We start from the raw sequence: 14,988 nt of genomic DNA, 5'->3' as shown, positions 1-14,988 counted from the left end.
CACGCAGGCGGTTTGAGCGGCCTGCACCACGAAAAGGAGGGTCAACCAATGGGACTGAATATTGAAGAGAATAAGAAAATAGTAGAAGAAGTTCTGGAAGCCTACCCCAAAAAGGCAAAGAAGGACCGCGAAAAGCATTTTCAGATCAATACTGAAGAATCTCAATCCTGCGGAACCTGTGCCCTGAAGTCCAATATTAAATCCCGTCCCGGCGTAATGACACCGCGCGGATGCTCCTATGCAGGCTCTAAAGGGGTGGTGTGGGGCCCGATCAAGGATATGGTCCATATCAGCCACGGCCCTATCGGCTGCGGACAGTACAGTTGGGGCACACGCCGCAACTATGCTAACGGGACGCTTGGGATCGACAATTTTACGGCTATGCAGATTACAAGTGATTTTCAGGAAACGGATATCGTATTTGGCGGTGACAAGAAGCTGGAAGTCATCATGCGCGAAATCACGGAGATGTTCCCGCTTGCCAAAGGGATTTCCGTACAATCCGAATGTCCGGTCGGTCTGATCGGCGATGATATTGAAGCTGTATCCAAGAAAATGGCCAAAGAGCTGGAGATGCCGATTGTTCCGGTACGCTGCGAAGGGTTCCGCGGGGTCAGCCAGTCGCTGGGCCACCATATTGCCAATGACGCCATTCGCGATTTTGTTCTTGGCAAAGCTGAATTGGCTGAAACCGGTCCCTACGATGTCAATATTATCGGCGACTATAATATCGGCGGCGACGCCTGGGCCTCCCGTATTCTGCTCGAAGAAATGGGACTGCGCGTGATTGCCCAGTGGTCCGGCGACGGTACCCTGAACGAGCTCGAAATCGCTCATAAGGCGAAGCTGAATCTGATTCACTGCCACCGCTCGATGAACTACATGGTTGATCATATGGAGAAGGCCTATGATATTCCGTGGATGGAGTACAACTTCTTTGGGCCGTCCAAGACCTATGAGAGCCTGCGGGCCATCGCAGCCCGGTTCGATGAAACGATTCAGGAGAACTGTGAGAAGATGATTGAGAGACATAAACCGGAAATGGATGCCATTATCAATAAATTTAAACCCCGCCTGGAAAATAAAAAGGTTCTCCTGATGATCGGCGGCCTGCGTTCCCGCCATACCATCGGTGCTTATGAGGATCTGGGCATGGATATTGTAGCCTCCGGGTATGAATTTGCCCATAAGGACGACTATGAGCGGACCTTTCCGATGATGAAGGAAGGCACAATCATTATGGACGATCCGACCGCGTATGAGCTGGAGGAGCTGGCACAGAAGTTGAATGTCGATCTGGTAGGCTCGGGCGTCAAGGAAAAATATGTGTACCACAAGATGGGTGTTCCGTTCCGCCAGATGCATTCCTGGGACTACAGCGGTCCGTATCATGGCTTTGACGGCTTCAAGGTTTTTGCCAAGGATATGGATATGACTGTGAATAATCCGGTGTGGAATCTGATGAAGAAGAAGGTGAAGGTTCAAGCAGAGGGGGCGAGCATATGAGTAAGGACAGATTGAACATCCCGGATTATAATTCCTTGTTCTCGGAAGAACGTTTCGTGCAGCAGCGTGAAAATAAAAAACAGTTCGAAGCGCCCTGCAGTGAGAAGCAGACGGCGGAGGCCCTCGCTTACTCCAAATCCGCAGAATATATGGAGAAGAATTTTGACCGCAAAGCGGTGGTAATCAATCCGCATAAGGCCTGCCAGCCGCTTGGCTCGGTCATGGCGGCCCTCGGATTTGAGAAGACACTGCCGTTCGTCCACGGCTCACAGGGCTGCAACTCCTATTTCCGCAGCCATTTAAGCCGGCATTTCAAAGAGCCTACTCCGGCTGTCTCCTCCTCAATGACTGAAGATGCGGCGGTGTTCGGCGGCATGAGCAACCTGATCGACGGTTTGGAGAACAGTGTTGCGCTCTACAAGCCGGAAATGGTGGCCATCTGTACGACCTGTATGGCTGAAGTTATCGGTGACGACCTTTCGGCTTTTATCGGCAATGCCCGGCAGAAAGGCGTTATTACCGAAGATTTTCCGGTTGCCTTCTGCAATACGCCAAGCTTTGTAGGTTCGCATATTACCGGTTATGATTCCATGCTCAAAGGCATTCTCAGCTACCTGTATGAACGCTCCGGTATCCAGGCGGCGCCGGGAAGCGGCGAAGGAGCAGGCGAGAAGCTGAATGTAATGCTCGGATTCGAGCCGTACACCGGGAATTTTGCTGAAATCCGCAAGATACTGGGTGCATTTGATACGCAGTACACCATTCTTGGCGATCACAGCGGGAACTATGATTCTCCGGCCAATGGTGAATATGAATACTATTACGGAGGCACGAAGCTTGCGGATGTTCCACTGGCGCCATGTGCACTTGGTACGCTGTCGCTCCAGAAATACACGCTCAAGAAGACTCAGGACTATATCAGCGGAACCTGGAAGCAGCAGATCACTGCAATGTCTACGCCGCTGGGAATCGCCGGCACGGATAAGCTGCTGGAAGCGATCAGTGAACTGACGGGTCTGCCGATTCCGGCCTCGCTTATTGAAGAACGCGGCCGCGTGATAGACGCCTTGACGGACAGCCACCCGTATCTTCACGGCAAACGTGTTGCGCTCGTAGGCGACCCTGACCTGCTGATCGGTCTGATCGGCCTTTGCCTGGAGCTCGGAATGGAGCCAGTGCACATTATTTGCTCCAACGGTGATGTTGATTTTAACGAGGTGAAGTTCAAGGAGGAAGCGGAAGCGCTTCTGGCATCCAGTCCGTATGGCTCAGAAGCAAATCTTTATATCGGAAACGACCTGTGGCATATGCGTTCCCTGCTGCTGAATGACCCGGTGGATCTGGCGATCGGCAGCTCGCATCTGAAATTCGCTGCCAAAGATGCGGATGTGCCGCTGATCCGTGTAGGGTTCCCAATCTTTGACCGTCATCATATGCACCGTTATCCGATTCTCGGGTATCAAGGAGCCTTGAATTTGCTGAGCCTGTTTGTCAATACTGTGCTGGATGAGCTTGACCGCAACAACTCTGAGTTCAACTACGACCTGGTACGGTAAGGGCATTCGCGGGAGAAAAGGAGATGAAGCGCCGATGGACCCTGTTCGAAAAGACGAATTTGATTCTGAGGCTTGCGGGAGCTTGGCCCCGAAAGTAAAGCCCTGTCCACGGCCCAAACCGGGTGAAGCGGCTGGAGGCTGTTCCTTCGACGGAGCTCAAATCACACTGCTGCCGATTATGGACGCTGCGCATCTTGTTCATGGTCCGATTGCTTGCGCCGGGAACAGCTGGGAGAGCAGAGGAGCCTTGTCAAGCGGCCCCTCCTTGTCTCAATATGGCTTTGCTACAGATCTTAACGATTCCGATATTATTTTTGGCGGAGAGAAAAAGCTGAAGGAGAGCATTGAATATATTGCCGGGCGCTTTGCGCCTCCGGCAATATTTGTATATTCAACCTGTGTAACCGCGCTGATTGGCGAGGATATGGATGTGGTATGCAAGGAAGCGGCGGAGCGGCTGGGAATTCCGGTCATTCCGGTCAACAGTCCGGGTTTTGTCGGCAGCAAGAATCTTGGCAACCGCCTTGCCGGTGATGCGCTGCTGCAGTATGTCATTGGGACAGGGGAGCCGGAGTCCGAGCTGCCTCCGGGGATAAATCTTATAGGCGAATACAATATCGCCGGCGAGATGTGGGATATCGAGAAGCTGATGAACAGTGCGGGCATTTCGGTAACCTCGCGCATTACAGGTGATGCAAGGTATAAGGAGATCACCTGGGCGCACCGCGCCAAGGTGAACATGGTGGTCTGCAGCCGCGCATTGCTGGGACTCGCCAGGGAAATGGAGTCCCGTTACGGCATTCCGTATTTTGAAGGCTCGTTCTATGGCGCCAAGGAGACGACCTATTCGCTGCGGCAAATGGCTTATCTGATGAATGACCGGGAGATGGAGCGCCGGGTAGACCGTCTGACAGAACGTGAAGAAGCCCGGCTTAGCCAAGACTTGCGCCCGTACCGGAAGCTGCTGAAGGGAAAGAAGGCGGTTCTTTATACCGGCGGCGTCAAAAGCTGGTCGGTCATTTCCGCGCTGAAGGAGCTGGGCGTTCAGGTAGTAGGCGTCGGCACGAACAAGAGCACGGAGGATGATGTGCGGCGGATCGCTGACCGGGTGAGCGAAGATACCGAATATATTCCCGAGGGTGGCGCGAGCCGGATTCTCAAGACAGTGCGGGAGCGCAAAGCGGATATTATGATCGCCGGCGGGCGCAATATGTATGTGGCGATGAAGGAGCAGGTTCCGTTCATTGACATCAATCAGGAGCGGCACAAGGCTTATGCCGGTTATGAAGGACTGCTGCGGCTGGCCAAGGAGCTGACCTATTCGCTTGCCAATCCGATCTGGAAGCTGGCTGCAAGTCCTGCGCCGTGGGATAAGGAGGCTCCGCCATATGACCGTTAATAGAAGGAAAAAACCAGCTTCGGTCAACCCGATCAAGATCGGCCAGTCGCTCGGCGCTGTATTGGCACTGCAGGGCTGCTACCGTGCCATGCCGCTGCTGCATGGGGCACAGGGGTGCTCTGCTTTTCCTAAGGCACTGCTGACCCGGCATTTCCGTGAGCCTATCGCCGTACAGACCTCCGCGCTGCAGGAAATGGACGTCATCTTTGACGCCAACCGCAATCTGGAGGAGGCGCTGAATCTGGTGCTGAGCAAGCACCGCCCCGATATTATCGGGATTATCGGAACAGAGCTGACCGATGTGGCCGGGGTGGATTATCAGACCATGCTCAAGTCGTATAAGCGGGAGCGGAATATGCGGGGAGGGCTTGCTTTTTCGGTAGTGCTGCCGGACTTTCGCGGTTCGCTGGAATCGGGCTTCAGCATTGCGGTGGAGGCCATCATTGATGAAATGATTCAGCAGGTGGGACACAGGGGTTCGAGAAGTGTGAATACCCGGCAGATTACGCTGCTCCCCGGATCTTTTCTGACACCGGCGGATGTAATGGAGCTGAAGGAGATTATTTCATCGTTTGGGTTCGAGGTCATTGCACTGCCGGATATTTCGACCTCCTTGTCAGGGCATTTGCTGACCGGCTTCTCTCCGCTGACCCGGGGCGGCGTGCCGCTGGATTCCATGCTGCAGAGTCTGCAGTCGGGGCTGACGATTGCCATCGGCGGCAGCATGGAGCGTCCGGCGAGACGGCTGCATAATGCGCTTGGCACGCCATATAAGGTTTTTGAGAGTGTGATGGGACTTAAAGCTTCCGACGAGCTGCTGCATTTCCTGCATCAGATCAGCGGCGAGCCGGTACCGCTTCGTTACTGCTGGCAGCGCGAGAATCTGCTCGACGGCATGCTGGATGCCCATTTCCAATTTGCCGGCATGTCTGTAGTGGCCGCGCTTGAACCGGATCACTTGTACTCCGTCTCCGGCTGGCTTGAAGAGCTGGGGGTCGAGCAGAAGGCGCTGATCGCCTCCTATGAAACGCCGCTGATTGCCGGGATGGAGCGCGAAGTATGGGTCGGCGATCTGGATGATGCCGAGGTGCTCGGCAAAGGCGCTGAACTGTGGATCAGCAATTCCCACGGCATTGCCGGAGCACAGCGGATTGACGCGGCATTTATGGCGGCAGGGTTTCCGGTCTGGAGTGAGCTGGGAGCGTATATGTCTGTCTCGGTAGGCTACAGGGGGGCTATGGAGTGGAGCAATAAAGCAGGGAATTTGTTGATGCAGAGGGAGGCTAAACACCGTGAAAGTAGCATTCGCCACAGATGACGGCAGCCGCGTAAATGCCCACTTCGGGCAAAGCTCAATGTTTGCGGTTTATAATGTGAACAAAAATGGCGGCGAGCTGGTCGAGCTGCGCAAGCTGCCGGCTCATCTGAACCAGGATGAGGCCGGGAAAATTGACAGCCGCCTGGAAGCGGTGAGTGACTGCACACTGATCTTCATTATGCAGATTGGGGCTTCAGCCGCTGCCAAGGTAACACGGCGCAAGATTATGCCTGTCAAGGTTCCATTTGGCAGCCCCATAGATGATCAGGTGAAACGTCTGGTTGAAATGCTGCAGGGCAAGCCGCCGATGTGGCTGGCTAAGGTGCTGCGGGCGGAAGAGGAAGGCAAAGGGGAAGGGGAGGAAGCGGATGGAACCGATGGCTAATGAGACCGCAGCGCTTCAAGCTGAAGCTATAGAGGCTGGTGCGGCGGTGAGAACCCGCCGCCGTAAGGCCGGCAAGGAGCTGGATAAGGATACGGCGGATGCTTTTGTCCGCCGTTTATGCCATCTTTTGGACACTGGCGATTTCTTTGGCCGGTATGCTGCGCTGTCCCCGCAGGAGAAGATCGCGAAGCTGTTCCTGGCTTCCCCCGAGGACAAGAATCAATCGGATTTCAACTGTGCGGTGTCCCCGAAGGTGCGCCAGCAGGTTCCCGTTATATTTCAGGCGATTGCAGGAGTCATGGAGGAGAAAAGCGGAATCATGGTTCAGAGCACTGCCGAGATTAATATGGAGGGCTTTGGCCGGGGGCTGCTCTACAGCGGGCGTGTCATTCTGGTGCTGAAAAGTCTGCGGGCCGGCTTTCCTTTCCCGTTCACCTCTGAGGAGAAGGCTGTCCGCTATGGAGTGGAATGTGTGGAGGAAGGCCTTGCTTTTCTGCAAAAATATAATGAAATGACAGCATTCCACGGTCTGCTGAGTCTGGAAGGCTAGCGGATCGCAAGTTCATCATCAGTTACAGGGGGAATCGGGAATGGAGCAGCTTGCCGGAGGTTTGGAGCTGGAGCGGTATGCCCGGCAGCTTAAGCTGCTGGGAGAAGACGGGCAGAAGGCACTGAAGGAAGCGACGGTCATGGTGGCCGGAATCGGCGGACTTGGAGGAACGGCTGCGCTGTATCTGGCTGCGGCAGGCGTCGGCAAGCTGATTTTGGCCCATGAAGGGATTATTGTTCCGCCCGATCTCAACCGGCAAATCCTGATGGACAGTGACCATCTGGGGATGGAACGGATGAGTACGGCGATTGCCCACCTGAAGCGGTTGAACCCTTTTGTCGAAATCGAAGGCTATAATGCCAGAATTGAATATGATCTTGCCAAGCCCTGGGTGCGGGATGCTGATATAGTGATTGACGCCAGATACGATTTCCCGGAAAGATATGCTCTGAACCGTCTGTGTGTAGATACCGGAACGCCTATGGTGGAAGCCGCTATGTATGGATTTGAAATCTCGCTTACCACAGTTATTCCTGGCGTTACGCCCTGTCTGGAATGTCTGTACCCGGATGTGCAGCCGCAGTGGGAGCCGCTTGGGTTTCCGGTTCTGGGAGCTACCTCCGGGATCGCAGGTTGTCTGGCTGCACTGGAGGCCGTAAAATGGATTACAGGGGTAGGGATAACTTATGCGGGCGTAATGCATCGCTTCAGCTCACTCGACTTCGCCTGTTATAGCGTCCATCTTACCCGTAATCCGAATTGCGCTTGCTGCGGAGAAGGAGGTAAGCTGTGAAAAGTCTCAAGCTTTGCGACACGACACTGCGGGATGGTGAACAGGCGGCGGGAGTTTCCTTCAAGAGGGCGGAAAAGCTGGAAATCGCAAGGCTGTTGTCGGAGTGCGGAGTAGAGCAGGCAGAAGTGGGAATTCCTGCTATGGGCAAGCGGGAGCAGGAGGATATAACGGCGATTGCCGGGCTGAACCTCCCGATGAAGCTGATGACCTGGAACCGCTCGGTGGCGGGGGATATCGACAAGGCGCGGGCTACGGGAGTGAACTGGAGCCATGTGTCCATTCCCGTCTCGGAGATTCAGCTGCAGGGCAAGCTTAGACTCACACCTGCCGAGGGACTGAAGAAGCTGCTCGGGGCTGCCGAATATGGGCTGCGCCTGGGCATGACGGTGTCGGTGGGGATGGAGGATTCCTCCAGAGCCGATATGGGTTTTCTGGTCCGGCTGGTGAATATGCTGTATAACGAAGGCATTCGCAGATTCCGTTATGCGGATACAGTATCGGCCCACCATCCGGGCCAGATCGCAGAGCGCGTAAACACACTGCTCGGTGCGGTCCCGGCAGATGTGGAGCTGGAGGTGCATTGCCATAACGATTTTGGTCTGGCCTGCGCCAATACACTCAGCGGTATTGCTGCCGGTGCGGCTTGGGCCAGCACTACAGTGGCGGGAATCGGTGAACGCACCGGGAACGCAGCAATGGAGGAAGTCGTCATGGCCTGGCGGCATCTGTACGGCGGCGAGAGCCATGTGAGACTTGATCTGCTCAAAGGCTTGGCGGATAAGGTTATTGCCGCTTCAGGCCGCAGCATCGGCGATGCCAAGCCGGTAGTGGGACACCTGGCGTTCACGCATGAGTCAGGCATTCACGTGGACGGGCTGATGAAGGAGAGATCCACGTATCAGACCTTCGACCCTGCGGAGGTGGGCCGCAGCCACCGCTTCGTGCTGGGCAAGCATTCCGGCACTGGCGGCGTAATCCATGCGCTGGGTCAATGGGGCCTTGCGGTCAGCGCGGATACTGCAGAGCGTCTGCTGGAGCGGGTACGTGAATACGCTGAGGCCTGCAAAGGCACAGTGCCGGAATATTTGCTGGTGCAGTGGCTGATGGAGGAGCGGCAGCGGGGGCGGAGTGCCGTTTAGGGCCTGAGATAACAGGAGCTGAAGCGTTGATGATAGGCAAGCCGTGGCTGTCTTTCTTATAGGAAGGACAGCCACGGCTTGCTTTTTTTCTGCAAAGATTTCTTGCATCGCGCGCAGCAAGCCACTACAATTTTAACAAGATAGAAAAGCAGCGAGTGCGGGGAGAATGGGGAACGATGACTAAGAAAACGATCTTTTTTGATATTGACGGAACGATTTATGATGAGGAAAAGCGGGTTCCCGCAACCACCAAGGAAGCTATTGCCGAGCTCAAGAGACGGGGCCACAATGTGGCTATTGCCACCGGAAGAGCGCCGTATATGTTCGAGGATTTGCGCGAGGAGCTGGACATTCATTCTTATGTGTCGCTCAACGGACAGTATGTTATTTTTGAGGGAGAAGTGATTTACCGCAATCCTCTGGATAGGGCTTCTCTGCAGAAAATGACCTTGTTCGCCGAGAAACAGGATCATCCGGTGGCTTATGTGGATGCTGTGGGCATGAGCGTAAATGTTGCAGAACATGAGTACATCAAGACGAGCATCGGTTCGCTAAAGATGGCGTTTCCAATGTATGATGCCGGATATTATTTGCAGAATGACATTTATCAGGCGATGTTATTTTGTCCGCAGGAGAGCCAGATTGTGTATGAAGAGAGGTTCCCGGAGTTCAACTTTATCCGCTGGAATCCGCTGTGTATGGATGTGCTGCCGGGTAATGGCTCCAAGGCTGCCGGTATTGAGCAAATGATCAAACGTCTCGGAGCCCGGATGGAAGAAATCTATGCCTTCGGCGATGGTCTGAATGATCTGGAGATGCTGAGCCTTGTAGGGCATGGTATCGCGATGGGCAATGCGGAGGATGAGGTGAAGGCTGTCGCCCGTTATGTCACCAAGCATGTCAGTGAGAATGGAATTCTTGAGGGCTTGCGGATGGTGGGGCTGCTGTAGGACGGCAATTTAAAATGTTATTTAGCCAAGGGACGAATCTAGTGCATTTTCTGCAGTAGATTCGTCCTTTTTGGCTTGGAATGCCTGTTCTATTGTACTTTGTACAGCAGAAGTGGACAGAAAGGCTGAATAGTCGGGAGCAGAGCTGAATTCTGCTGTATGAAATGCAATAGAATTATTTTTTGGACACTTTGGATGGAATCTGCTGCACAAAGTGCAATCAGAAGCTCATATGCAACGTTGCTCAAGGTTTTACCGTAGATTTGTGATTCTCTTCTGCAAGTGTGGACAAGATAGATTAAGCAGGAATCGCAGAAGCGGAGGGAAACCCGTGAACCCCAAGTGGTGGAAGGAAAGCGTTGTGTACCAGATTTATCCGATCAGCTTCATGGACAGTAATGGTGACGGGATCGGAGATTTGCGCGGAGTGATGTCTAAGCTCGATTATTTGCAGGAGCTGGGAGTGGATGTGATCTGGATCTGTCCGATTTATAAATCGCCGGGCCATGACAACGGCTATGATATTAGTGATTATTGCGACATTAACCGGGAATTCGGAACGCTGGAGGATTTTGACCGGCTGCTGCAGGAGCTGCATTCGCGCGGGATGAAGCTGATGATGGATCTGGTGCTCAACCACACCTCGCACGAGCATCCCTGGTTTATTGAATCCAGAAGCTCGAAGGATAACCCGAAACGGGATTATTATATCTGGAGAAAAGGTAAAAACGGCGGTCCGCCGAACAATTGGGAATCTTATTTCAGCGGGTCGGTCTGGGAGCTTGATCCCGCTACGGATGAATATTATCTGCACCTGTATTCCAAATTCCAGCCGGATCTCAACTGGGAGAATCCCGCCGTGATCGACAAGCTGCACGAAATGGTGCAGTGGTGGCTGAAAAAGGGGATCGACGGCTTTCGTTTTGACGCAATTGCCCATATTGTGAAGACGGAAGGTTATCCAGATGCCCTTAACCCTGACGGGACGGCAACGGTGAGAGCCTATGATATGTTCTCCAATCTGGAGCATGTTCACACGCTGCTGCAGAATCTGCACGATCAGGTGCTTTATTACTACGATATTATGACGGTGGGGGAAACATCAGGCCTCGGGCCGGAGCAGGCGCTGGATTATGTTGGCGACGGACGCCGGGAGCTGAATATGACCTTTCAGTTTGAGCATATGAATCTCGATTGCGCGGCCCCTGGCGGCGGAAAATGGGACACGGTACCCTGGAATCTCCTGGAGCTAAAAAAAATCATCGGCAATTGGCAGACGGTTCTGCATAATAGAGGCTGGAACGCCAACTATTTGTGCAACCATGACCAGCCGCGCTCGGTATCGCGGTTCGGCAATGATCTGTACTACCGTATCCCGTCGGCGAAAATGCTGGCAACCTTCATTCATATGCTGGAAGGCACGCCATATATCTATCAGGGCGAGGAACTCGGCATGACGAACGCGGGCTTTGAGTCGATTGACGATTACCGGGATGTCGAGACGCTCAATTATTATGAGGAAAAACGCACAAACGGCGTTCCCGAAGCCGACATCATGGCTGCCATCCACACAAAAAGCCGGGACAACGCCCGCACGCCGATGCAATGGGACGATGGGGAGAACGGTGGCTTTACGACAGGTGTGCCGTGGATTCGGGTGAACTCCAATTCCCGGGAGATTAATGCGGCCAACGCGGTCAAGGACCCTGACTCGATCTACCATTACTACAGGCAACTGATCCGGCTTAGAAAAAAGCATCAGGTCATTGTCTACGGTGAATATGACCTGCTACTGGCGGAGCACCCGGAAATTTATGCCTACACCCGTACGCTGGAGGATCAGCGCCTGCTGGTTATTTTGAATTTCTATGAGCGTGAGCCGGTGTTCGAGCTGCCGGAGGATTTTGAAGCGGAGAAGCTGGAGCTGCTGATCTCCAATTACACGCCGGGTACAGGGGAGAGCTTAAGGAAGCTGAAGCTTCGGCCTTATGAAGCGAGAGTGTATCTGGAAAAATTGCTGTAAGACATAGAGTTGCCATTGCTGCGGAAAGTGTGGCGGAATGGCGACTCTTTTTTGAGTTTACGGGCAAAAGACGGTACAATTGCGTTACATTAGGCGATGTATTCGAACCACGGTATTTAGGAGGAGAAGCAGGGAATAGCCCAGAGATCGGGAGATAACAGGGTTGAATACGCGTATTGGCATACATAGAGAGATTAGTGCAGGGCTGCTGCGGGGAGGAGAAGGAACATGGGTGAATGGTATGAGGACAGCTTTGGTGAGGATTATTTAATCGTATACCGCCACAGGGATTTCGGCGGGGCGCGGCGCGAGGTGGAGCGGATGATCGGCTGGCTGGAGCTGCCGCAAGGGGCCAAGGTGCTGGATCTGTGCTGCGGCATGGGCCGCCATTCGCTGGCGCTTGCGGAAGCGGGCTACGAGGTTACAGGAGTCGATCTGTCCGAAGCGCTGCTGCGTGAAGCGCGGGCACAGGCCGGGGCCGAAGCCGTTACCTGGATACGTTCGGATATGCGCAAGCTGCCGCTTGAGGGCGGTTTTGCCGCTGTGGTTAATCTGTTCACTTCCTTTGGGTATTTCGAGGAGGATGAGGAGCAATTGAAGGTCTTGAAGGAAATTCACCGGATGCTTGTGCCCGGCGGTAAGTTCATTATTGATTTTCTGAATCCGGCTCATGTGATCCGCAATTTGGTGCCGCACTCCGTCCGCGAGGATGGCAATAATCTGATCGACGAGTCCCGGCGTATTGAGGACGGCTATGTAAAAAAAGACATTATCCTCACCTCCAAGGCTGACGGGACGCCACGGAAGTACCACGAGCGGGTCAAGCTGTATCCGCTGGAGAAATTCCGCGAGATGATTGAAGCCGCTGGTTTGCAGCTTGAGGCTGTACACGGCAGCTATGAGGAAGATGAATATGAAGCGGACAGCTCGGCGCGGATGATTTTTACGGGCGTGCGCCCCTAGCTGGTATCGGGAAGAGGATTCAGGGGAGGAGAAGATGGCATCGTGAGGGAAAAGGACCTGACGGCAGCAAATGGCGGAGACGATATTACGGAGCTGACCTCATGGGAGGGCGGCATTATCCAGTTCCCTGTTCCGATGGACCCGCCGCTGCGCCGGGTGAACAGCTATATTCTGCCTGACGGGAACAGGCAACTTACGGTTATCGACCCTGGCCCGCATACGCCGGAGGCGGAGCGGGCTTGGGAGAAAGTGCTGCAGGAGCTGGGCTATTCATGGGGCAGCATCCGGGATATTGTGGTTACCCATCATCATCCCGACCATTATGGTCTTGCCGGCTGGCTGCAGGCCCGCAGCGGCGGCAAGGTATGGATGTCGGAGCGCGCCCACGCCGAGGCGCAGCGGACCTGGGGAGCGGAGGCCGTCTTGAACGAGACGCTGCCGCTGTATTTCACCCGGAACGGCATGCCGGAGGACTGGGTGCAGGGAATCAGGGAGCATCTGGAGCGCTTCCTGCCCCAGGTTACGCCGCAGCCGGAGGTGACCTATATGAATACGGCGGAGCCGTTCATCATGGGCAACCGCGCGTGGCAGCCACTGGTCACCGGCGGGCATGCGCCGGGGCACGTGTCTTTTTACCACGGGGACAGCGGGCAAATTCTGTGCGGCGATGCTGTGCTGCCGCTAATATCGCCCAATGTCAGCCTGCAGCCGGGCGGCGATCCGCAGCCGCTGCTGACCTTTATCGAGGGGCTGCGCGAACTGCGCAGCCTCGGGGTAAGCCGTGCGTTCCCGGGCCACCGGGAACCGTTCACGGGGTTTGCGGAGCGGGCGGACAGCCTGCTCCGCCATCATGAGGAGCGGCTGGATGCGGCAGCCGCTCTGCTGGCAAGCGGCCCGCTCAGCGGCTTCGCGGTATGCGAAGCGCTGTTCCGCAGCCGCGTGTCCAGCGCGCACCAGATGCGCTTCGCCATGAGCGAAGCGATGGCGCATCTCGCTGAGCTGGTGCGCCGGGAGCGGGCGAGCGTCCTCCAGCCGGAGCCTGGCGGAGTGACGCTGTTCGCGGCAGTCGAGCAAGCTATTAGCGAATAGCAGTTGAGCATAAAAAAGGCCAGGCAAAGTATAGAACGGGGTACGATTCCATTCATACGTTGCCTGGCCTCTTTAAAATATTAGGATTTATATGTTTCACACCATCAATCATCCTTATATTTCTCGCTGAAACAAATGCCGCCTCTTTCAAAGGATGGCAAAGCCGTTTCTACTTGCTGGCGCCTATTCTATTTTTTTCATCTTTGACGGGTTGTTGATTTTATATTTTACCGGATGCTGAGTGAGCTTCTTGGCGACGATCTTGGCTTCAAAGGATACCCTATCGCCTACAGCCAGCTCCAGCTTTTTCAGCGTTGCACTGTGGCTGGACCAGACTTCCTCAATTGCAAGCTCGTGGCCTGCTATAGTGACTCCTTCATAAATAATGACTTCGTCATCATTATCGGAGAAATGATTAGGAACCGTTGTAAACTCTTTTACGATGGCTGTCATTTCCAGCTTTTCTTCGGGCAGGATGATGGCGGGTTTCTTTTTGGATTTTGCCGGCTTCTTGGGAGCTTCCGGTTCTGCAGCTTCCGTTGCCCCCGCTTCTTGATCAAGAGTCACGACGGGAACTCCATCACCTGCAGGTATTTCTGCACTGCTTGCCTCAGTGTTGTTCGCCTCTACCCCGGTTTCTTCCGCCGTCTCTTCGGAGTCGTCTGTCTTCGCAGCTTCCGCCAATGCCCCTGTTTTTGAGCCAAAGCTTGCTGTCTGCATTTCTTTTAAGTAGGCGGGATGAATGCAATGCTGCTGCTTATTCTCGAATTGTATGACAACGGTCAGACTATCCACATATCCTACAATTTCACAAGGCAGCGAATAGCCATGCCCTTTGTACAGATAGGTCTTGACCCTGGTTGCTGTACTGGATAACAGATTCCATTCCTTGCACCGTTCGATCAGCTCATCCTCACTGTCGAACTCTTGTACCGCAACAGGATTGATTACGAACGAAAATGTCATTGTCTTGTTCACCTTCCTTATTGCCGTGATTATGTAATGATTCTGGCTCCATCTGCTACTGCGGTGAAGCTCATCTTGGGCTGTTGCCTAAGATGAGCCGTGGACTCAAGTGGAAAATCTCCCACTAATAGCAGCACACTACCTCCCAAAAACTCCGTAGTTGGAAAAAGTAAAACTAATTAGCTCTATTTGCCGGATATATGATGAATTTGCCCGAAATAGGTGGAGGAATTCAGACTGTTGGTAAAGTCCATTTTAAGCCGCAAAAATCATGTTGAAATCCAAACGGCGGTCGAAGTAGCGAAAGTTAACGTTTTTCATACACAAATAAAGAGCACGGGTCTCCTTCTG

At 54.0% G+C, this 14,988-nt stretch carries 13 protein-coding genes; 12 read left to right on the top strand and 1 reads right to left on the bottom strand.

The window, feature by feature from the left end; translation table 11 throughout:
• The first annotated feature begins 48 nt into the window (after positions 1-48).
• The 12 genes from nifD (at position 49) to ACX1DY_RS30680 (ending at position 13,671) form a co-directional block, all read left to right on the top strand.
• Positions 49-1,506, top strand: coding sequence for a nitrogenase molybdenum-iron protein alpha chain (gene nifD, locus ACX1DY_RS30735; protein ID WP_458967916.1), 1,458 nt, complete (start codon positions 49-51; stop codon positions 1,504-1,506).
• Positions 1,503-3,062 carry a nitrogenase molybdenum-iron protein subunit beta gene (gene nifK / locus ACX1DY_RS30730; protein ID WP_458967915.1) on the top strand — a complete coding sequence of 520 codons (1,560 nt, stop codon included), beginning with the start codon at positions 1,503-1,505 and terminating at the stop codon, positions 3,060-3,062. The genes nifD and nifK overlap by 4 nt, the downstream gene beginning before the upstream one ends.
• A 34-nt stretch (positions 3,063-3,096) precedes the next feature.
• Positions 3,097-4,461 (top strand): nitrogenase iron-molybdenum cofactor biosynthesis protein NifE, encoded by a 1,365-nt coding sequence (gene nifE / locus ACX1DY_RS30725; RefSeq protein WP_458967914.1) that lies wholly within the window; start codon positions 3,097-3,099, stop codon positions 4,459-4,461.
• The gene (gene nifN, locus ACX1DY_RS30720; RefSeq protein ID WP_458967913.1) at positions 4,451-5,779 is read left to right on the top strand and encodes a nitrogenase iron-molybdenum cofactor biosynthesis protein NifN; all 1,329 of its coding nucleotides are present in this window, start codon (positions 4,451-4,453) and stop codon (positions 5,777-5,779) included. The genes nifE and nifN overlap by 11 nt, the downstream gene beginning before the upstream one ends.
• A complete protein-coding gene (gene nifX / locus ACX1DY_RS30715; RefSeq protein WP_458967912.1) occupies positions 5,754-6,164 on the top strand; it encodes a nitrogen fixation protein NifX in 411 nt (136 codons plus the stop codon). Before nifN ends, nifX begins: the two co-directional genes overlap by 26 nt.
• A complete protein-coding gene (locus ACX1DY_RS30710; RefSeq protein ID WP_458967911.1) occupies positions 6,148-6,714 on the top strand; it encodes a DUF269 domain-containing protein in 567 nt (188 codons plus the stop codon). The genes nifX and ACX1DY_RS30710 overlap by 17 nt, the downstream gene beginning before the upstream one ends.
• Positions 6,715-6,754: 40 nt before the next feature.
• Entirely contained in the window at positions 6,755-7,507 is a 753-nt protein-coding gene (locus ACX1DY_RS30705) for a HesA/MoeB/ThiF family protein (protein ID WP_458967910.1), read from the top strand.
• Positions 7,504-8,646 carry a homocitrate synthase/isopropylmalate synthase family protein gene (locus ACX1DY_RS30700; RefSeq protein WP_458967909.1) on the top strand — a complete coding sequence of 381 codons (1,143 nt, stop codon included), beginning with the start codon at positions 7,504-7,506 and terminating at the stop codon, positions 8,644-8,646. Before ACX1DY_RS30705 ends, ACX1DY_RS30700 begins: the two co-directional genes overlap by 4 nt.
• A gap of 176 nt (positions 8,647-8,822) precedes the next feature.
• Positions 8,823-9,596: a Cof-type HAD-IIB family hydrolase gene (locus tag ACX1DY_RS30695; protein WP_458967908.1), complete on the top strand. Its 774-nt coding sequence runs from the start codon at positions 8,823-8,825 to the stop codon at positions 9,594-9,596.
• Positions 9,597-9,927: 331 nt separating this feature from the next.
• Positions 9,928-11,619, top strand: a complete 1,692-nt coding sequence (locus ACX1DY_RS30690) for a glycoside hydrolase family 13 protein (protein WP_458967907.1) — start codon at positions 9,928-9,930, stop codon at positions 11,617-11,619.
• A gap of 228 nt (positions 11,620-11,847) precedes the next feature.
• A complete protein-coding gene (locus ACX1DY_RS30685) occupies positions 11,848-12,582 on the top strand; it encodes a class I SAM-dependent methyltransferase (RefSeq protein ID WP_458967906.1) in 735 nt (244 codons plus the stop codon).
• 42 nt (positions 12,583-12,624) lie between these two features.
• Positions 12,625-13,671 (top strand): MBL fold metallo-hydrolase, encoded by a 1,047-nt coding sequence (locus ACX1DY_RS30680; RefSeq protein ID WP_458967905.1) that lies wholly within the window; start codon positions 12,625-12,627, stop codon positions 13,669-13,671.
• A gap of 183 nt (positions 13,672-13,854) precedes the next feature.
• Here the strand turns inward: ACX1DY_RS30680 and ACX1DY_RS30675 are convergent, their stop codons facing one another.
• Complete coding sequence (locus tag ACX1DY_RS30675; protein WP_458967904.1) at positions 13,855-14,637, bottom strand: hypothetical protein; 783 nt, start codon at positions 14,635-14,637, stop codon at positions 13,855-13,857.
• Between the last annotated feature and the right edge of the window lie 351 nt (positions 14,638-14,988).

Source organism: Paenibacillus sp. BAC0078 (genome assembly GCF_054483875.1).
The sequence above is the reverse complement of the archived record's forward strand: the minus strand, read 5'-3'. Positions and strand labels throughout refer to the sequence as shown.

Coding starts and splice junctions, on each gene's coding strand:
- nifD (WP_458967916.1), top strand. CDS start 49: ATGGGACTGAATATTGAAGAGAATAAGAAAATAGTAGAAGAAGTTCTG.
- nifK (WP_458967915.1), top strand. CDS start 1,503: ATGAGTAAGGACAGATTGAACATCCCGGATTATAATTCCTTGTTCTCG.
- nifE (WP_458967914.1), top strand. CDS start 3,097: ATGGACCCTGTTCGAAAAGACGAATTTGATTCTGAGGCTTGCGGGAGC.
- nifN (WP_458967913.1), top strand. CDS start 4,451: ATGACCGTTAATAGAAGGAAAAAACCAGCTTCGGTCAACCCGATCAAG.
- ACX1DY_RS30710 (WP_458967911.1), top strand. CDS start 6,148: ATGGAACCGATGGCTAATGAGACCGCAGCGCTTCAAGCTGAAGCTATA.
- ACX1DY_RS30705 (WP_458967910.1), top strand. CDS start 6,755: ATGGAGCAGCTTGCCGGAGGTTTGGAGCTGGAGCGGTATGCCCGGCAG.
- ACX1DY_RS30695 (WP_458967908.1), top strand. CDS start 8,823: ATGACTAAGAAAACGATCTTTTTTGATATTGACGGAACGATTTATGAT.
- ACX1DY_RS30685 (WP_458967906.1), top strand. CDS start 11,848: ATGGGTGAATGGTATGAGGACAGCTTTGGTGAGGATTATTTAATCGTA.
- ACX1DY_RS30675 (WP_458967904.1), bottom strand. CDS start 14,637: ATGACATTTTCGTTCGTAATCAATCCTGTTGCGGTACAAGAGTTCGAC.